Raw genomic sequence first — 16,888 nt, forward strand, 5'->3', positions numbered from 1 at the left:
TTTGCTGGGGGTGTGAGCAGCGATCACCGGCCCCTGGCCGTATTCGACTTGGACGGCACACTCGCGCACAGCGGTCACCGGCAGCACTACCTGGAGGGCCGCCGACGCGACTGGGGCAGCTTCTTCTCCGCCGCCGTCGACGACCCTCCGATTCCCGAAGGGGTGCGGCTGGTGCTGAGCAGCGCAGAGGAGTGCGAGGTCAGGTACCTCACCGGACGGCCCGAGCGGTGCCGCCGGGACACCATGACGTGGCTGGCGGAACAAGGGCTGCCCGAGGGGCCGTTGTACATGCGCCGCAACGATGACCGCAGGCCGGCCCGGCACACCAAGCTGGAAATCCTTAAGCGGCTGGGCCGGGAGCGCGAGGTGCGGATGCTGGTCGATGACGACGAACTCGTCTGCGATGCGGCGGAGCAGGCCGGTTTCGCCGTGGTGCGGGCCCGCTGGGCGAAGGTGTCGCCCGCGTTCAAGGACGCGCAGGAGCGCGTGGGCCGTACCTGAACGCGGCACGCCTGAATTCGGCGAAGCGGAAGCGGTCGGACGCGAGTTGATCCCGATCGCGCCGTATCAGCTCGTCTCGTCGAGCCGGAAGCCCACTTTCAGGCCCACCTGAAAGTGCTCGATCCGGCCATCTCTGATCTCCCCGCGAACCTGTGTGATCTCGAACCAATCGAGATTGTGCAATGTCTCCGAAGCCCTTGCGATGCCTCTGCGGATGGCGTCGTCGACGCCCTCGTGGGAGGATCCCACGATTTCGGTAACCCGGTAGATGTGATTCGACATGTTTTGTCTCCTCTCGTCCCTACCACGGTGCCCCACCCGGCCCGGGTACGCGAGAGATCGTTGTGCGGAATGTGTCGAGAGCGGGCCTTGACGGGCGATGGTCCATACCAAAATCCGGCCACGCCCGTGCGAGCGCCTCGGACACACCGGGGATTCAGCCTTCGCACATCCCGGCTCTCCCACGCGGTCATGTCGAATCCAGCCGGTCACGGAAGAAGTAAGGGGCCGGGCCTTCGCAGCGGTGCGAAGGCCCGGCGGCCGCCCTTGCCGATCCGTCCCCGGAGACCGTCATGAACGCGCTGCCCGTCACCTCCCTCCCCGCCGCTCTCGTTGTTCCCGCCCCGCCTCGCTACCAGGTGTCCCTCGCCGTCGACGAGGACGAGGTACGCGCGGCCCAGCGACTGCGCCATCTGGTCTTCGCGGGTGAGCTCGGTGCCAGGCTGGAAGGAGCCGAACCCGGTCTGGACAGTGACGCGTTCGATGCGTACTGCGACCATCTGCTGGTACGGGAGCAGGACACCGGGGACATTGTCGCCACCTACCGCCTGCTGCCGCCCGACCGGGCACGGATCGCCGGACGCCTCTACGCGGAGAGCGAGTTCGACCTCGGGCGGCTCGGCCCGATCCGCGACGACCTGGTCGAGGTCGGCCGGTCCTGTGTCCACCCGGCCCACCGGGACGGCGCCGTCATCGCGCTGATCTGGGCCGGACTCGCCCGCTACATGGAACGCACCGGGCACAACTGGCTGGCCGGCTGCTGCTCGATACCACTTTCCGACGGTGGCGTCGCGGCGGCCGGGGCATGGGAAACCGTACGGACGCAGTACCTGGCACCCGAGGACCACTGGGTCACCCCCCACCGCCTCTGGCAGCCCACCGCCGGAGTCGCAGGGCGGGGGGAAGTGCCCACCGGACTCTCCACACTCCCGCCGCTTCTCCGCGGCTATCTGCGACTGGGCGCCCGGGTCTGCGGGGCGCCCGCGTACGACCCCGACTTCAACGTCGCCGACCTGTACGTACTGCTGTCGCTGCGCCGCACCGATCCCCGCTACCTGCGCCACTTCCTCGCCCTCGCCCCGCTGCGATGAACCCCTGGCTGCCCACCGCACCCCGCACCCCGCTCACCTGCGCGGTTCACGACGGCCCCGGGCAGCCCCGCGCGGCCCCGCCCGGCGGCCGTGACCCTGCTGCTAGCCGGGTGCACCTTCGTCCTGGCCGGGGTGCTGGGCACCCCGTCCTATCACCTACCGCACAGCGGAGCCGTGCTGCACTGTCGCCATGGGTCGGAAGGGGCGCGAGGGCGTGGTGGGCGACCACCCGCCCGGCCGCGAGGGTTCCACATCTGCGGAGCACACCGCCCCGCCGGTGCGGCCGCTGTCGTCGGCGTCGATCCGCCCATCGCCTCACTGTGGCGGGTGGTGACGGCGGCCGGGCTGACCGCCCAGATCCGCGTCCTGCCGCCGATCTGGGCGGGCAGCCTGCCCGACCGCCGCGCCCCGGCCCGCCTCGCTCAGACCGCTGTCGCCAACGACAGCGCGAACCGGTCCTGGGAATCCGTCCACCACTGATCCAGCCTCAGACCGGCTGCGGCGAGTTCGGCCCGGATGCCCTCCTTGCGGAACTTGGCCGACACCTCCGTACGCAACTCCTCGCCTGCCTCGAAGGTCACCACCAGATCCAGTTCCGGGATCTTCACCGTGAGCGCCTTACGGGCCCGCAGCCGCATCTCGATCCATGCCCGCTCCCGGTCCCACAACGCCACATGATCGAAGTCGACCGGGTCGAAGTCCGCTCCCAACTCCCGGTTCACGACCCTCAGTACGTTCTTGTTGAAATCCGCAGTCACCCCGGCCGCATCGTCGTAGGCGGCGACCAGCACCGCCTCGTCCTTCACCAGATCCGTGCCGAGCAGCAACGCGTCGCCGGGGGAAAGCAGCGATCGTACCGACTTCAAAAACACCGACCTCTCGTCGGGCAGCAGATTGCCGATCGTGCCGCCCAGGAACGCGATCAGCCGCGGCCCCGGGGCGACCGGCAGCGCGAGACCGCCCGTGAAGTCGGCGATCAGAGCGTGCACACAGAGGCCGGGGCGCTGCGCGAGCAGGGCCTCGACGGCGCCGCGCAGCGCGCTCTCGCTGACATCGACCGGTACGTAACTGTGCAGTGCGGGCAGTGCGTCCAGCAGGTGCCGGGTCTTGTCCGACGACCCCGATCCCAGCTCGATCAGGGTCTGCGCCCCGGACGCCGCGGCGATCTCTCCGGCGCGGTCGATCAGGATCTCGCGCTCGGCGCGGGTCGGGTAGTACTCGGGGAGCCGGGTGATCTCCTCGAACAGTTCACTTCCGTGCGCGTCGTAGAACCATTTGGGCGGCAGCGTCTTCGGGTTCCGGGTCAGACCGTGCAGCACATCGGCGCGCAGCGCCGCGTCCGTCGTGTCCACCGGCAGGGTGCGGGTCAGCAGAAAGGGACTCACTCAGTGGGCTCCTTGAGCGGGGTCAGCAGAACTTCGGCGCGGGTCGCCGTCAGCAACGTCCGGTCGGGGACCGAGCGCCAGTGCGGATCGTCGTCGTACGGTTCCGAGGCCACGACCGTGCGCGGGCCGGGCTCGGCGAGGTACCACAGGGTGTCGCCCCAGGCCGTCGCCACGATCGTGGCGCCATCGGTGAGCAGCAGATTCAGCCGCGACTGCGGCGCCGCCCCCGCCACGTCGAGCACGGTGTCGGCGACGGCCTGCGGCAGTTCGTCGCCGTCGGCGAGACGGTGCCGTACGAGGGCCCAGACCAGGGCCGAGTCGCTACGGGCGGTGAGGGTCAGCAGTTCGGCCGGGGGCAGCGCGGCGGCGAGCGGTACCAGGGACTCGGGCCAGCCCTTCACCGCACCGTTGTGGCTGAACAGCAGCCTTCCGGCGGCGAACGGCGCGGCCGCCGCCTCGCCGTCGGCACCCGCCTCGGTGGCGTCGCGTACCGCGGCGAGCAGCGCCGCGGTGCGCACCACACGGGCCAGATCGGCGAATGTCTGGTCGCCCCAGACCGGGCCCCGGCGCCGGTAGCGTCCGGGCACCGGATCGCCGTCCGCGTACCAGCCGACGCCGAAACCGTCGGCGTTTACGTTCCCATGCCGCTGGTGTCTGGGCGCCCAGGACTGGCGCACAAGACTGTTCGGTGGTCGGGTCAGCAATTCGCCGAGAGCCACCGGGGGCCCCAGATAAGCGATATGGCGACACATCAGATATCCCTCGCTGTGCGGAATCCGGAGAAGATCTGGCGCCGCACCGGCAGGTCCCAGTTGCGGAACGTTGCCCGGCACGCCACCGGGGCCACGGCGAACGAGCCGCCGCGCAGCACCTTGTGGGCCGGCCCGAAGAACACCTCGGAGTACTCGCGGTACGGGAACGCCGAGAAACCCGGATAGGGCAGGAAGTCGCTCGACGTCCACTCCCATACGTCACCGATCAACTGCCGTACACCGAGGGGTGACTGGCCCGCGGTGTATGCCCCCGCGGGTGCCGGACGCAGATGGCGCTGACCCAGGTTCGCCCGCTCGGGGGTCGGGTCCTCGTCGCCCCACGGATAGCGCAGCGAACGCCCCGACGCCGGGTCGTGGCGCGCCGCCTTCTCCCATTCCGCCTCGGAGGGCAGCCGGCGTCCGGCCCAGCGGGCGTAGGCGTCCGCCTCGTACCAGCTGACATGGAGTACGGGTTCGCTCTCGGGCACCGTCTCGGTCACTCCGAAGCGGCGGCGCAGCCACTGACCGGCGTCCCGGTGCCAGAACAGCGGAGCGGTGAGTTCGTGCTCGCGGACCATCGCCCATCCCTCGGGGGCCCACCAGCGCCGCTCGGCGTAGCCGCCGTCCTCGATGAACCGCTGGTACGAACCGCAGGTGACCGGGGTCGTGTCGATGAAGAAGCCCGGTATGTCGCGCACATGGGAGGGGCGTTCATTGTCCAGGGCCCACGGCTCGGTGGATGTGCCCATGGTGAACGGGCAGTCCGGGACCAGGACTTCGGCGGGGAGATTCGCCGCGTCGGTGGGTGCGGGCGGCACCGGTGCGGTCAGCACGGCAGGTCCCGATCTGAGCTGATGAGTGATCAGCATCGTTTCGTCGTGCTGCTGTTCATGCTGGGCGATCATGCCGAAGGCGAATCCCGACCGTACCAGCGGACGGTCACCGTCCAGCGCCGCACCGTCCAGTACGTCCAGTGCGCGAACGCGTACCTCCGCCGCGTACGAACGGGCCTCGGCGGGCGCCAGTAGGGGCAGGGAGGGGCGGGTCGCCCGGGGATGCTCGAAGGCGTCGTACAGCCCGTTGATCTCCGGGCGCATCGCCTCCCGCCCGGCCACGCCGCGCAGCAGCCACAGCTCCTCCTGATTGCCGATGTGTGCGAGGTCCCAGACCAGCGGGGACATCAACGGCGAGTGCTGGGCGGTAAGTTCATGGTCGTCCACACTGTCGGTGAGAAGCGTGGTGCGTTCGCGCGCGGTGATCAGCGCGGCGAGGGCACGCTGCCGGAGGGCCTCGGCGTCTGCCCCGTTCAGTCCGTCCGGTCCGTTCAGTCCGTTAGGTCCGTTCGGTCCGTTCGATCTGTTCGGTCCGGAAGTGGCGGGTGTAGGAGAGTCGGTCATGAGCGGGGTCCCTCGATGCGGTCGCCCGAGCCACCCGCTGAACCCAGCGCCAGCAGCTCGGGAAGATCGTCGGCCGGACATCGGCCCCGGGCGACGAAACGGTCGTTGAAGTCGGCCACCGCCTCCTGCACGGCCGTCGTCGCTCCCAACCGGGGCAGCGCCTCCAGCGCGAGCTCGAAGCAGGCAGTGGCCGCCGCCCGCAGCTCCGGATCGGTCAGGCCGTCACGGGCGGCGTTCACCCACAGGGGATTGCGCGGCGCGGGCCATGGCCCAGCCGTCTCGGCCAGCGGTTTGACGGTGCGGTACACGGTCTCGGCGGTCTCCGGGTCGTCGAACAGAGCGGTGGTGACGGCGAGTGGCACCAGCCACCCGTCCGCGCCGCGCTGCGCGTCGATCATGCGCAGCTCAAGGTGTCCGCGCGGGCGCACGGGCGGAAAGAGGGTGCTGATGTGGTAGTCGAGATCGGCGCGCACCGGTGGTCTCGGCGCGCCGGTACGGATCCAGTCGCGGAAGGTCAGACTCTCCGGCACGGCCCACGGCCCCTCGTCGTCCCGGATACACATCACCGGGGTGTCCAGGACGTGCCTGGCCCAGGCCTTGCGTGGCGGCAGATGACCGGGCGGCGCCAGGGGCCGCCAGGGGTCGAGGTCGGCCCAGAGCGACTGCCGGGTGGAACGCCACGGTGTCGGGCGGCCGTGCTGGAGGGGGGAATTGGCGAAGACCGCCACCAGCACCGCGCCCAGCAGATGGGACAGCTGCCAGCGCCGCCCGTAGCCGAGCGGACCGGGTTCCTCCTCTCCGGCGTCCAGACAGACCTGGACGGATGCGGTGGTGCACATCATGGCGCGGCCCGCCGGTCCCGACCGGTCGAGCGAGATCTCCATGGCGTCGTAACGGGGCTCGTGCAGCAGACGGCGCGGAGGATGCCAAGGATCGACGCCGAGACCCACCGGTGCGAGATCCACCCGGTCCAGGGCGTCACGTACGGCGGTGAGATCGGCGGCGGTGGCATCGATGCACGCCATCAGGGAGTCGGCGGGGCGCGAGCTGAGCTCCAGCTGGCCGCCGGGTTCGAAGGTGAGCGCCGCGCTCAGGGGCAGGGCCCGGAGGATGGCGGCGGCCGCGTCGAGACGGTGGTGGGGGACAGGGACGCGGGGTCGATCGCGGTGGTGAATGAGCCATTCGAGTTCGACGCCGACCATGCGGGGCGGTCCGGTCTTGAAACAGATGCAGCGCAGTAAATCCTCCGCCTCGCCCTCGCCGAGGGGCGGGGTCTGGCCGGGCGGACCGTGGTTGCCGGGTGTGTCGGATGACATGCCGGGATCTCCTTCCTCTCGGTTCGTCCGTACCACCCAAACCCTTACGGGGGGATCGCACAAGAGTGCCTGTGTGCGTCGGAAATTCGGTTGCATCCATGCCGTTGGAGCGTCGAGCATGCCCCGTATGCACCACATGGGGGAGCGTCGATGAGCGCACGGCTGCGCGGCATAGCGCGCGAGACCGAGGCCATAGTCGAGGCCGGCCGCTACCGCACGCCGGAAGGGCGTGAGGTGAGTATCGAGCGTGTGCTGACCACCGCACTCTCGGGAACCAGGCTGTACGGCCCCGAACCGGTGCCCGTCGCGGCGCTCGACTCCGACCGCACACCGGTTGTCGAAGTCACCGACGAGAGCAGTCTGCAGGCGGCACGCCGGATGACCGGTGAGGGGCCCGGCAAGGTCGCCGTCCTGAACTACGCCTCCGCCCGCAACCCCGGAGGCGGATATCTCAAGGGCGCACAGGCCCAGGAGGAAGCCCTCTGCAGGGGCTCCGCCCTGTACGCCACGCTGCTGCGCGCCCCCGACTACTACGCCCACCACCGCGCCGAACGCAGCGCCTTCTACTCCGACCGGGTGATTTACTCACCCGGTGTACCGGTGTTCCGCGACGACCGGGGGCGACTGCTCGGCACCCCGTACACTGCGGGCTTCCTCACCTCCCCGGCACCCAATGCCGGAGTCATCCGCAGTCGCACCCTCGAGGAGGCGCACCGCATCCCCGCCGCGCTCGCGTCCCGGGCCGAGCGGGTGCTGGAGGTCGCGGCGGTGCGCGGGTACCGCAGGCTGGTGCTGGGCGCCTGGGGCTGCGGCGTGTTCCGCAACGACCCCGCGCAAGTGGCCGGTGCGTTCCGGGCGCTGCTTCTCGACGGCGGCAGGTTCGCCGGGCACTTCGAGCAGATCGTCTTCGGCATCCTCGACCGCAGCCCCGATTCCGCCACCAGGTCCGCCTTCACCCGGACGTTCGACGGTCAGTTCCAGCCGTAGCGATCCCGCAGCCGGCCGGCGATCAGATCGAACCGCTCGCGGTCCAGTGCGCACGCCTCATGTCGCATTCCGTCCTTGTGCACCCGCAGGACACGGTCCAGATCGACCCAGGACGGGCGGCCCGAGCTGTCCCACGGTCCGGCCCCGAGCGCCGTCCACTCGCCGACTGGTGCAGCACCCCGGCGGCGCCCCCCGAGTACCACGACCTGCTGCGGGCCAGCACGGTCCACCGCGTGTCCGGTTGAGGCGCCGAGTCCGCAGAGTGCAGCAGCGCGGCAAGGTGCGCACCGCACGCCGCTTGCCTAGCGTCATGACCATGAGTCATCCGCAGAGTTACGAGATCCTGCTGGTCCCCGGATTCACCGAGGACACCACCGATGCCGCCGAGCCCGGCGGCGCCATCCGCTCGGCGGTCGTGGCGGCGACCGGCGAGACGGGGGCATCGGGTTACCCCCGGTATTCGGGCGAAGGCGTCGTGGCGGACATCGACCCGGCGACACGCACGGTCGAGGCCCTGCTGGTCGACGGCGCCGAGCTGGACTACGGCCTCTCGGTCCGGATCAAGGAGAAGATCGCCGAAAGCAACGCCGAAAGCAACGCAGACGGCAACGCCGACAGCGATGCTGAAAGCACTGCCGACAGCTGAGTCCGGGCCGCCCGTTTCCGGCCATGGTCAGGGGCCCGACCGGACCGGTCGGGCCCCTGACCATGCTCATGTGCCCCCGGAGTCAGTCTACTTCGGCTCCTTCTGCTGGTCCTCGATGGACTTGCGGACCTCGTCCATGTCCAGCTTCCTGGCCTGTCCGATGACGTCCTCCAGCGCCGCCTGCGGCAGCGCTCCGGGCTGTGCGAACACCGCCACGTTCTCCCGGACGATCATCAGCGTCGGGATGGAACGGATCTCGAAGGCCGCCGCCAGCTCCTGCTGCGCCTCCGTGTCGACCTTGGCGAAGACCAGGTCGTCGTGGCGCTCGGACGCCGCGTCATAGACCGGCGCGAACTGCCGGCACGGGCCGCACCAGGAAGCCCAGAAGTCGATCAGGACGAAGTCGTTGTCACTGACGACCTGATCGAAGTTTTCCTTGGTGAGCTCAACGGTGCTCATGCTCTGCTACCTCTTCCTGTGCCCGCTCGGACCTGTCCGACACAACGGTGTCGGTACTTGACCTATTCCGCCTGCCCGTGTGGCCGCCGCGCACACCCACGACCAGACTGTCCCCATGACAGATGCTTCCCTGAACACCGAGTACGACGTAGTGGTGATCGGAGCGGGTCCGGTGGGTGAGAACGTCGCCGACCGGGTGCGTGCCGCCGGGCTGAGCACGGCGGTCGTCGAGGCGGAACTCATCGGCGGCGAGTGCTCGTACTGGGCCTGCATGCCCAGCAAGGCCCTGCTGCGCCCGGTCGTCGCCCGAGCCGATGCCCGCCGCCTCCCGGGCCTCGGCGACGCGGTGCAGGGACCACTGGACACGGCAGCGGTCCTCGCCCGCCGTGACGCCTACGCCTCGCACTGGAAGGACGACGGACAAGTCACCTGGCTGGAGGGCATCGGAGCGGACATCTACCGGGGCCGGGGCCGGCTCACCGGTGAGAAAACGGTCTCCGTCACCGCCCCCGACGGCACGGAACACCGGCTCACCGCCCGGCGGGCCGTCGCCGTCTGCACCGGCAGCCGGGCCGTCGTCCCCGCCCTGCCCGGGGTGGACGGGGCCCGCCCCTGGACCAGCCGGGAGGCCACGAGCGCCAAGAAGGTGCCAGGCCGCCTCGTGATCATCGGGGGCGGTGTGGTCGGGGTGGAGATGGCCACCGTCTGGCAGGCCCTCGGCGCCCGGGTGACGATGCTGATCCGCGGCAAGGGACTCCTGCCGAAGATGGAACCCTTCGCGGGCGAGCTGGTCGCCCAGGCGCTGACGGAGGCGGGCGCCGACATCCGTACAGGAGTCTCGGCGACCTCGGTACGGCGTGCGGCCCCGGACGGCCCAGTGACTGTGGAACTGGACAACGGCGAGTGCGTCGAGGCCGACGAGATCCTCTTCGCCACCGGCCGTGCCCCGCGCACCGACGACCTCGGCCTGGAAACGGTGGGCCTGACGCCCGGATCCTGGCTCACCGTCGACGACACCTGCCGTGTCGACGGCACCACCTGGCTCTACGCGGTCGGCGACGTCAACCACCGGGCGCTCCTCACGCACCAGGGCAAATACCAGGCGCGCATCGCGGGCGCAGCGATCGCCGCCCGCGCCGCGGGCGTCCCGCTCCTGGACACCGACCGCTGGGGCGCCCACGCGGCCACCGCCGACCACGCGGCCGTCCCCCAGGTCGTCTTCACCGACCCCGAAGCCTCATCGGTCGGCCTCACCCTCGCCGAGGCCGAGCAGGCCGGCCACCGGGTACGCGCCATCGACCACGACCTCGCCGCGGTGGCGGGCTCCGGCCTGTACGCGGACGGCTACCGCGGCCGAGCCCGCGTGATCGTGGACCTCGACCGGGAGATCCTGCTGGGTGTCACCTTCGTCGGACCGGGCATCGGTGAACTGCTGCACTCGGCGACGATCGCGGTCGCGGGCGAGGTCCCCATCGACCGGCTGTGGCACGCCGTGCCCGCATATCCGACGATCAGTGAGGTCTGGCTGCGCCTACTGGAGGCGTACCGGGACGCGTAGGCCCCGCCCCGCCCGTCTCCAGCAGCTCCCCCGGCCGGGCGGCACGCGTACCGAACGTGACGACGGCCGCGAGCAGCGACGTCGTGTAGGGGTGCCGCGGGTGTCAAGGCTTTGGTACGGACCACACTTCCTGCATCCACCCGGAGGTGGCACGGCTCGGCACGGGCATTGGCACAGCCACCCGTCCCGGCCGTGCCGCGGTCAGTGACCGGGGGCGGTGCCGGGCAGAGCTGCCGGCAGCGGCAGCGTCTCGCGCAGCGCGGGTTCGTCGACCTGGATCACTGAACTGCCTGCCGTCACAAGGTCGTTCACCTCGTGCGAGGTCGACCTGGTGGGCGGTTTCGCCGAGCGGCTGGTCGTCACGGACGAAGGACCAGGCGAGCAGGGTGACGGGGTCGGTGATCACGCCCTGGACCGTGCTTCAGCTGTGCGTCCTCCTTCACCAGACGCATGCCGACGGCTGTCATGACGTGCTGGGACGCGAGGTTGTCCAGGTCGGTGTCACCGTGCACGCAGCTCACCCCCCGGTCGCGGGCGAACAGGAGCAGCGCGCGCAGTGCCCCTCGCTACCGATTAGAGCCCGGCCCCATCCGCGTCGAAGTCCCCGGAGAACGCCGCCGCCATCCGCAGATGACCCCTCGCCTCCGCGCTCCGCCCCTGGCGCTCAAGCGTGCGGCCCAGCATCAGCCGGGCATAGTGTTCCACCGGGTCGCGCTCCAGAACGGCGCGCAGCTCTGTCTCGGCCCTGCCGAGCCGCGCCGAGTGATAGTAGGCCCGGGCCAGCAGCAGACGCGGGGAGACCTGCTCGGGCACTTCCTCGACCAGGCCTTCCAGAATCCGGGCCGCGGTCATGTACTCCTTCGCTTCGAAGAACATCTGCGCACGGTCCCAGCGGTCGGCGGCCGTCCCGAACTCGAAATAGGTGTCGCTCACTTGACCTCCTCGTACACGGACCGTCCCCGGATCGCTCGCGGCCCGTCCATCCACTGACCCAGCTATACGCTCAGCCATCCTTCACTTGCCGGAACACGGCATAGTGATTGAATATTCCACTAAATAATCGGCGTGGGTACCGGCACCCCGGCCTCATACGGGAATAGGTTGAGCGCCATGAGTAATCTCGATCGCCAGGCCGCACTCTCCGTCTGCGGAGGACGGGGCTTCGTCGTCGCCGAGCCCGTACGTGAACTCCTCGCTCCTCGCCATGTCCAGCTGGGTGAGTCCACCGAGGTTCGCAGGCTGCTGCCCAATCTGGGGCGCCGGATGGTAGGCGCATGGGCCTTTGTCGACCATTACGGCCCCGACGACATTGCCGGCGAACCTGGGATGCAAGTGCCGCCCCACCCCCACATGGGCCTGCAGACGGTCAGCTGGCTGCACGACGGAGAGGTCCTGCACCGGGACAGCCTCGGCAGTCTCCGGACGATCCGCCCGCGCGAGCTGGGGCTGATGACTTCCGGCCGGGCCATCAGCCACTCCGAGGAGAGCCCGAAGCCCCACACGAGGTTTCTGCACGGCGCTCAGCTCTGGGTCGCCCTGCCGGATGCCCACCGCCACGTCGAGCCGCACTTCCAGCACCACGCCGAACTGCCGACCGTCACCGCCCCTGGCCTCACCGCCACCTTGATCCTCGGTGAACTCGACGGAGCCACCTCGCCCGGCACCGCATACTCCCCGATCGTCGGCGCCGACCTGTCCCTGTCCGGCGGCGCGGAGGCCCGTCTGCCGCTCGACCCGGACTTCGAGTACGCGGTGCTCTCGATGTCCGGCCAGGCCGAGGTCGACGGCGTGCCCGTGCTGCCCGGATCCATGCTCTACCTCGGCTGCGGCCGCACCGAGCTCCCATTGCGCGCAGATACCGATGCGGGCCTCATGCTCCTCGGAGGCGAACCCTTCGAGGAGGAGATCGTCATGTGGTGGAACTTCATCGGGCGGTCGCATGAGGATATCGCACAGGCTCGTGCGGACTGGATGACTAGTGCCCGGTTCGGGGAAGTGGAGGGCTACGACGGAGGTCGGCTGTCCGCTCCCCAGCTGCCGACTGTGGCGCTTAAATCGCGAGGAAGGGTGCGCTGAGCTGTATTGATGTGGGTGAGGTCCTGTGCACTCGTGGTCGCGGCAGCTGGGGCCCGTACGCAGAAGCGGAATCGGTCCCTCGTCGCGGTGGAGGCTTCCGTCGCACGCGCCCGGGATTCCAAGGTGTGGTCGCGTGCAAGCAGCTTTGGTAGACCTAATGCTGACCCAATGCTGACTTTACTGACGGCGCGTCAGGGACTGGTAGCTTGGGTTCTAGTGGCTCGTCACGCAGCCTTGGTCGGGTAATCGGTCCATGACCGGATCGGTGAGTCGGGCGCGAAGTTGGTCTTCGGTTCCGCTCGGGTGTTGCGCCAGCGGACGTAGGCGGTGATGGCGGCGTTCTGTTCGTCGTGGCTGCGGTGATCGGTGCCGTTGAGTGCGAAGTAGCGCAGAGCCGCGAACTCGGCCTCGATCCAGTTCAGCCAGGAGCCGTAGGTCGGCAGGAAGACCAACTCGATGTCGTTGTCGGCTGCCCAGGTGCGGACGTTGGCGTGCTTGTGCGGGGAGAAGTTGTCCAGCACCACATAAAGCTTTTGCCCGGGCCAGCGGGCGCGCAGAGCCTTGAGGAGGTCGAGGAACTCGCGCCACCGCTTGCGCGGGCGAATGCGGTAGTACAGCTTGCCGGTGGCCAGATCGAGGGCGGCGAGCATCTGCCTCACCCCACCGTAACGGTTGTAGGTGGCCCGCAGCCTGCGCGGACGCCTCACCGGCCCCCACGCCTTGCCCTTGCGGGGCATCAGGCTCAGCGGCCCGAACTCATCGACGCATATCACCCGTCCGTCGGCAGGCGGGGTGTCGTACAGCGCCAGGACGCGGTGCATCTTGGCGATGAACTCCGGGTCGGCAGACGTCTTCCACGTGGTGGTGGTCTTCCAGGAGATCTTGCCCTCGCGCAGGATCCGACGCAGGGTCTCCCGGCTGATGGCCGCGATCACCTTCTGCTTGACGAGGTGGTCGGCGAGCTTGCTCAGGCTCCAGGTGGAGAAAGCGGTGATCTTCCAGTCGGCGGGGGACGTCCGGGCGATCAGGCAGATGCGCTCGCGCACCGTGTCACTGATCGTCCTGGGGCGTCCCCCGCTCCATTTTGGGTCCAGTGCGTCCAGCCCCTGCTCGTTGAAGGCGTGGATGACATCACGGACGTAGTCCTCGCTGACCTGCATCAGCACGGTGATGTCCTTGACCGCCTGGCCCTGGACGGACATCAGCACCACGATCGCCCGACGGAGTTTCACCGGGTCCTTCGCGGTCCGGCTGATCCGCTGCAGCTTCCGGCCCTCCTCCATGCTCACCGGCCGGACGAACACACTCGGTCGACGCCCCACGACCACCTCCAAGATCAGGACTTGGAGACAGTTTGCTGGGCGACGAGCCGCACGTCGATGAACCGGCCAAGGTCACGTGGCGAGCCATTAGGACGCGTCGTGCCTGCTCGCGCAGCCCTGCCCGGGGCGGATGAACGCCTTGCCGGAGTCGAGGTCGACAGAGCTGGGCGGTTCCCCAGAGTCGGCGTCGTCTCGGAGGACGAGTTGGCGTTCCCGCTCTTGTTGGACGTGTCGTTGTGATGGATGGAAAAGCTCGGTCCACGTCTCAACAGCCGACGCTCCCCCACCGCCATGCTTGCGCCGACGCCAGCCGACCCATGTGAAGAGGACAAGCCAAAGAGCAATGACGATACTGCCAATCGTAAACAGCAAAGGGTGTCGCCTCCCGGACGCCGGCGTTTGCCTGCCGACAGTCTGCTGACCACCAGGCAGCATGTCGATTACCCGGCGAACGATGCGAGCCGAGCCACTAGCTGGTCGGCTGACTGTGGTGAGCGGGTCGGCTCCACGTAGTCGGGGCCCGCGCTGGCTCGTAGTGGTGGAGTGGCCGTGCTGGTGCCTGTGCCCGTTCCATGGTGGTGGGGGATGCCATCTACGGGAGGCGCGGCATTGTGGCGACCCCACAATGCCGACATCCTTGGCTCCCTGGAGCCGCACGAGATGACTGGGTCTGGGCCTTCCGAAGAGGGAACGGCCGCTCGGTTCGCCCCGGCGACGAGGACCCAGTCATGCATGAGAGCGTCGTCGGGTGGGTGAGACGGTGATCGAAACCCTGCGACACCGCGTTGACGGGCCGGGAGACGCGCCGATCCTGGTGGTTGGCTCCTCTCTGGGTACCACATGGCACAGGTTGTAGGGACCGTCCAGGGGGGGGGCTACGCCAGTCCAGCCGTCCACAGCTTCGCGCGCCGGGGCTTCGTCACCGTCGTCCGCCTGCCGCTGAAGTCGGCCGACGCGCGCTCGGCCGCCGGGGCGCAGGTGCGGGAACTCATGGACGGCAGCGCCCCGTTCGAGCTGTTCCTCGACCGCCTGGAACGTGTCCGGCTGGAGTGGCGGGCCGCGGAGGAGACCCGGCGCAGGACATACGACCGTCAGGTGGAGGTGCTGCACCGGACCCGTGGCCTGAAGGTGCAGCAGGTCACCTTGCGCCGGCGGATGCGACTGATCGTCGTCTGCGGGAAGGCCGACCCGGACCGCGCCCGGGAGGCGCTCGCCGCGTCGATCGAGAAGAGCGGGATGAGACGCGACTGGATGGCCTGGGAGAAGAAGGCCGAGGTACGCGTCGCCGTGCCGGTCGCCGATCCTCTGCGGGAGGGGCGGCTGTACACCTTCCTGCCGATGGGCGAGCAGAGCGCGGCGCCCGTGCGCGGCTTCGTCCACGCTCCGTTCTTCGCGGAGATGAACCGGCGCTCGTTCAACGAGGCGGTGCCGTGGAACGGCCTGCTGCTCGACACCGTGGCCGAGACGTGTGCCCGCGCGGTGCTCGCCACGGCGGACGGACGCGCACCCGTTCCTGCCGGAGCGCTGGTCGACCTGATGTGCTGGCGGTCGCCCACGGCACTGACCCGGCTCACCTCGGCCTTCCAGCGGCTGGGCCACGGCATCGCCCAGGTGCCGCTCATCCCGGTGATCGCCACGCCGTCCGGCACGCGCACCTCCCTGCACCAGGCAGTGCTGTGGGAGGGCAAGGAGCACGCCACGGTCTTCACCCCGCACGCGGTCGCCGCCGCGGGGGGCGCGGATCTCCTCGACCCGGAGCTGCACCCCGTACGGCTGCGGCGGTTGGTGTCTCTGGCGAGGAGTGTGGGCACGCGCCTCGAACCGCCGCCCGAGCGCCTCGCCTCTTGGGTCGAGCGGCTCGCCGAGGCCGCCGCCCGCGCCCCCTTCGACCCCGGATGGTGGGCGGACTTCTACTACGACCTCTCGCAGGAGTTCCCCGACGGCTCGGACGTGACCGGCAAGCGGATCATCCTCCTCCGGGGTGGTGCTGGCACCGGCCGGCGCGGAAGGCGTCTTCTTCGACCGGGAGTTCCCGCGGGGTGGCTCCCTTCCGGCCCTGCCCGACAGGCTGTCCGGCCGTCTGCACTTCGTGCCGTAGCGGACGGCGAGCTTGTCGTACCGCGTCGCCACCGCGCGGTGGCGCTTGAGGCGGTTGATGCCGCACTTTCCTTCACCGCTACCCCAGATAACTGCGGTCCTTCGACTTCGATGCCAATCCGAACATCGACCCGGCCACCATCCACACCCTCGCCAGCTGCGAGTGGATCAAGAAGAGCCAGCCCCTCTGCCTCATCGGTGACTCCGGCACCGGCAAGTCCCACATGCTCATCGCGCTGGGCACCGAAGCCGCCATGAAGGGCTACCGCGTCCGCTACACCCTCGCCACGAAGCTGGTCAACGAGCTGGTCGAGGCCGCGGACGAGAAGCAGCTGAACAAGACCATCGCCCGCTACGGACGCGTCGACCTGCTCTGCATCGACGAACTCGGCTGTGCGCCACGAGGCGCTGATGGATCTCGCGGGATGCGAGGCCCGCCGCCGGTCCTCGCAGGGACCGGTTGAAGCTGGAGGCAGGCTGAGCCCCGGGTTGGGGGTGAGGCCGGAAGCAGCCTCGACAACGTAGGGGCGGACCGACACCACCAGGCGGTTCGTGCCCGCAAGCGAAGACGGAATGGGTGCAAGGAAACTGAACCAGTGGTTGACGTCCCGTGAGTCGTCAGCGGCCTGCCGAACCTGGTGGATGGGCCGCTTTGCAGTGCTGGAGATCGCCGTAGCCGATGGCTTCTCCTCTCCCGCCACCTTCATCCGATGGGTGATGGGAGGCCCGGACCAAGACTGCGATGTGCGGTCCGTGGCGATGCTGCCGGGGTATAGCTGGGCACCGAAGCCGTCACGGCGATCCTCAGTGAACGTGGGGAAGCGATCTGGCATCGCCCTTCCCGTCCGGCAGTCGGCCGGGCGGCGGGCAGGCGCAATGCCCGCTGATGACGCCAGATCGTGGCGGAGTCGCCGTAGTACTCGGAGCCCGGGGGTGCGACACGAGGTCGCACGAGTTGAGTGAGCTTCACTGAAGGAGGTTCGGCAGATGCCGAAGGTGTAGTTACGGATCAGTGTTCGAGG

16 protein-coding genes and 3 pseudogenes are annotated in these 16,888 nt (G+C 69.3%); 8 read left to right on the top strand and 11 right to left on the bottom strand.

All coding sequences use genetic code 11. The features are described 5' to 3' along the window. Positions 1-12 precede the first annotated feature (12 nt). Positions 13-501, top strand: a complete 489-nt coding sequence (locus tag ACZ3IC_RS28760) for a phosphatase domain-containing protein (RefSeq protein ID WP_467420800.1) — start codon at positions 13-15, stop codon at positions 499-501. 66 nt (positions 502-567) lie between these two features. Here ACZ3IC_RS28760 and ACZ3IC_RS28765 read toward each other — a convergent pair whose 3' ends face one another. Then, on the bottom strand, positions 568-783 hold the full coding sequence (locus tag ACZ3IC_RS28765; RefSeq protein ID WP_467420802.1) for a dodecin: 216 nt from the start codon (positions 781-783) through the stop codon (positions 568-570). Between the two features lie 290 nt (positions 784-1,073). Here ACZ3IC_RS28765 and ACZ3IC_RS28770 point away from each other — a divergent pair, with 290 nt between their 5' ends. Together ACZ3IC_RS28770 and ACZ3IC_RS28775 are read left to right on the top strand one after the other, a co-directional pair. After that, positions 1,074-1,871, top strand: a complete 798-nt coding sequence (locus ACZ3IC_RS28770) for a GNAT family N-acetyltransferase (RefSeq protein WP_467420803.1) — start codon at positions 1,074-1,076, stop codon at positions 1,869-1,871. A 90-nt stretch (positions 1,872-1,961) separates the two neighbouring features. Next, the gene (locus ACZ3IC_RS28775) at positions 1,962-2,351 is read left to right on the top strand and encodes a hypothetical protein (protein ID WP_467420805.1); all 390 of its coding nucleotides are present in this window, start codon (positions 1,962-1,964) and stop codon (positions 2,349-2,351) included. Here ACZ3IC_RS28775 and egtD read toward each other — a convergent pair. The 4 genes from egtD to egtA are packed head-to-tail and all read right to left on the bottom strand — an operon-like array spanning position 2,294 to position 6,721. Beyond that, positions 2,294-3,256: an L-histidine N(alpha)-methyltransferase gene (egtD, locus tag ACZ3IC_RS28780; protein WP_467420807.1), complete on the bottom strand. Its 963-nt coding sequence runs from the start codon at positions 3,254-3,256 to the stop codon at positions 2,294-2,296. The genes ACZ3IC_RS28775 and egtD overlap by 58 nt on opposite strands. Continuing rightward, the gene (gene egtC / locus ACZ3IC_RS28785; RefSeq protein WP_467420810.1) at positions 3,253-4,008 is read right to left on the bottom strand and encodes an ergothioneine biosynthesis protein EgtC; all 756 of its coding nucleotides are present in this window, start codon (positions 4,006-4,008) and stop codon (positions 3,253-3,255) included. Before egtC ends, egtD begins: the two co-directional genes overlap by 4 nt. Beyond that, complete coding sequence (gene egtB, locus ACZ3IC_RS28790; protein WP_467420812.1) at positions 4,008-5,405, bottom strand: ergothioneine biosynthesis protein EgtB; 1,398 nt, start codon at positions 5,403-5,405, stop codon at positions 4,008-4,010. Before egtB ends, egtC begins: the two co-directional genes overlap by 1 nt. Further along, positions 5,402-6,721: an ergothioneine biosynthesis glutamate--cysteine ligase EgtA gene (egtA, locus tag ACZ3IC_RS28795; RefSeq protein WP_467420814.1), complete on the bottom strand. Its 1,320-nt coding sequence runs from the start codon at positions 6,719-6,721 to the stop codon at positions 5,402-5,404. The genes egtB and egtA overlap by 4 nt, the downstream gene beginning before the upstream one ends. 150 nt (positions 6,722-6,871) lie before the next feature. Here egtA and ACZ3IC_RS28800 point away from each other — a divergent pair, with 150 nt between their 5' ends. After that, positions 6,872-7,708 carry a TIGR02452 family protein gene (locus tag ACZ3IC_RS28800; protein ID WP_467420817.1) on the top strand — a complete coding sequence of 279 codons (837 nt, stop codon included), beginning with the start codon at positions 6,872-6,874 and terminating at the stop codon, positions 7,706-7,708. Here ACZ3IC_RS28800 and ACZ3IC_RS28805 read toward each other — a convergent pair. Next, positions 7,693-7,869, bottom strand: a pseudogene (locus tag ACZ3IC_RS28805) (type II toxin-antitoxin system PemK/MazF family toxin); the annotation flags it as partial. The gene ACZ3IC_RS28800 and the pseudogene ACZ3IC_RS28805 overlap by 16 nt on opposite strands. A gap of 155 nt (positions 7,870-8,024) precedes the next feature. On the opposite strand from ACZ3IC_RS28805, the gene ACZ3IC_RS28810 reads away from it, so the two are divergent. Beyond that, positions 8,025-8,354 carry a hypothetical protein gene (locus ACZ3IC_RS28810; RefSeq protein ID WP_467420818.1) on the top strand — a complete coding sequence of 110 codons (330 nt, stop codon included), beginning with the start codon at positions 8,025-8,027 and terminating at the stop codon, positions 8,352-8,354. Between the two features lie 87 nt (positions 8,355-8,441). On the opposite strand, the gene trxA is transcribed toward ACZ3IC_RS28810, so the two are convergent. Continuing rightward, on the bottom strand, positions 8,442-8,813 hold the full coding sequence (trxA, locus tag ACZ3IC_RS28815; RefSeq protein WP_467420821.1) for a thioredoxin: 372 nt from the start codon (positions 8,811-8,813) through the stop codon (positions 8,442-8,444). 115 nt (positions 8,814-8,928) lie between these two features. Here trxA and ACZ3IC_RS28820 point away from each other — a divergent pair, with 115 nt between their 5' ends. Further along, complete coding sequence (locus tag ACZ3IC_RS28820) at positions 8,929-10,371, top strand: dihydrolipoyl dehydrogenase family protein (RefSeq protein WP_467420823.1); 1,443 nt, start codon at positions 8,929-8,931, stop codon at positions 10,369-10,371. Positions 10,372-10,599: 228 nt separating this feature from the next. Here the strand turns inward: ACZ3IC_RS28820 and ACZ3IC_RS28825 are convergent. Together ACZ3IC_RS28825 and ACZ3IC_RS28830 are read right to left on the bottom strand one after the other, a co-directional pair. After that, positions 10,600-10,786, bottom strand: a pseudogene (locus ACZ3IC_RS28825) (5-methyltetrahydropteroyltriglutamate--homocysteine methyltransferase); the annotation flags it as partial. 158 nt (positions 10,787-10,944) lie between these two features. Then, a complete protein-coding gene (locus ACZ3IC_RS28830; RefSeq protein ID WP_467420824.1) occupies positions 10,945-11,304 on the bottom strand; it encodes a tetratricopeptide repeat protein in 360 nt (119 codons plus the stop codon). Positions 11,305-11,481: 177 nt separating this feature from the next. Here ACZ3IC_RS28830 and ACZ3IC_RS28835 point away from each other — a divergent pair, with 177 nt between their 5' ends. Next, positions 11,482-12,447 (top strand): pirin family protein, encoded by a 966-nt coding sequence (locus tag ACZ3IC_RS28835; RefSeq protein WP_467420825.1) that lies wholly within the window; start codon positions 11,482-11,484, stop codon positions 12,445-12,447. Between the two features lie 224 nt (positions 12,448-12,671). Here the strand turns inward: ACZ3IC_RS28835 and ACZ3IC_RS28840 are convergent, their stop codons facing one another. Beyond that, the gene (locus ACZ3IC_RS28840; RefSeq protein WP_467420828.1) at positions 12,672-13,769 is read right to left on the bottom strand and encodes an IS630 family transposase; all 1,098 of its coding nucleotides are present in this window, start codon (positions 13,767-13,769) and stop codon (positions 12,672-12,674) included. A gap of 87 nt (positions 13,770-13,856) precedes the next feature. Beyond that, positions 13,857-14,204 carry a DUF6191 domain-containing protein gene (locus ACZ3IC_RS28845; RefSeq protein WP_467420830.1) on the bottom strand — a complete coding sequence of 116 codons (348 nt, stop codon included), beginning with the start codon at positions 14,202-14,204 and terminating at the stop codon, positions 13,857-13,859. A gap of 1,754 nt (positions 14,205-15,958) precedes the next feature. On the opposite strand from ACZ3IC_RS28845, the pseudogene ACZ3IC_RS28850 reads away from it, so the two are divergent. After that, positions 15,959-16,258, top strand: a pseudogene (locus ACZ3IC_RS28850) (ATP-binding protein); the annotation flags it as partial. Between the last annotated feature and the right edge of the window lie 630 nt (positions 16,259-16,888).

The sequence above is a fragment of the Streptomyces sp. NPDC002958 genome (assembly GCF_055563255.1).

What these genes read in the sequence shown, in the direction of transcription:
- ACZ3IC_RS28765 (WP_467420802.1), bottom strand. Translation starts at nt 783, where the DNA reads ATGTCGAATCACATCTACCGGGTTACCGAAATCGTGGGATCCTCCCAC.
- ACZ3IC_RS28770 (WP_467420803.1), top strand. Translation starts at nt 1,074, where the DNA reads ATGAACGCGCTGCCCGTCACCTCCCTCCCCGCCGCTCTCGTTGTTCCC.
- egtC (WP_467420810.1), bottom strand. Translation starts at nt 4,008, where the DNA reads ATGTGTCGCCATATCGCTTATCTGGGGCCCCCGGTGGCTCTCGGCGAA.
- egtB (WP_467420812.1), bottom strand. Translation starts at nt 5,405, where the DNA reads ATGACCGACTCTCCTACACCCGCCACTTCCGGACCGAACAGATCGAAC.
- egtA (WP_467420814.1), bottom strand. Translation starts at nt 6,721, where the DNA reads ATGTCATCCGACACACCCGGCAACCACGGTCCGCCCGGCCAGACCCCG.
- ACZ3IC_RS28800 (WP_467420817.1), top strand. Translation starts at nt 6,872, where the DNA reads ATGAGCGCACGGCTGCGCGGCATAGCGCGCGAGACCGAGGCCATAGTC.
- ACZ3IC_RS28810 (WP_467420818.1), top strand. Translation starts at nt 8,025, where the DNA reads ATGAGTCATCCGCAGAGTTACGAGATCCTGCTGGTCCCCGGATTCACC.
- trxA (WP_467420821.1), bottom strand. Translation starts at nt 8,813, where the DNA reads ATGAGCACCGTTGAGCTCACCAAGGAAAACTTCGATCAGGTCGTCAGT.
- ACZ3IC_RS28820 (WP_467420823.1), top strand. Translation starts at nt 8,929, where the DNA reads ATGACAGATGCTTCCCTGAACACCGAGTACGACGTAGTGGTGATCGGA.
- ACZ3IC_RS28835 (WP_467420825.1), top strand. Translation starts at nt 11,482, where the DNA reads ATGAGTAATCTCGATCGCCAGGCCGCACTCTCCGTCTGCGGAGGACGG.
- ACZ3IC_RS28845 (WP_467420830.1), bottom strand. Translation starts at nt 14,204, where the DNA reads ATGCTGCCTGGTGGTCAGCAGACTGTCGGCAGGCAAACGCCGGCGTCC.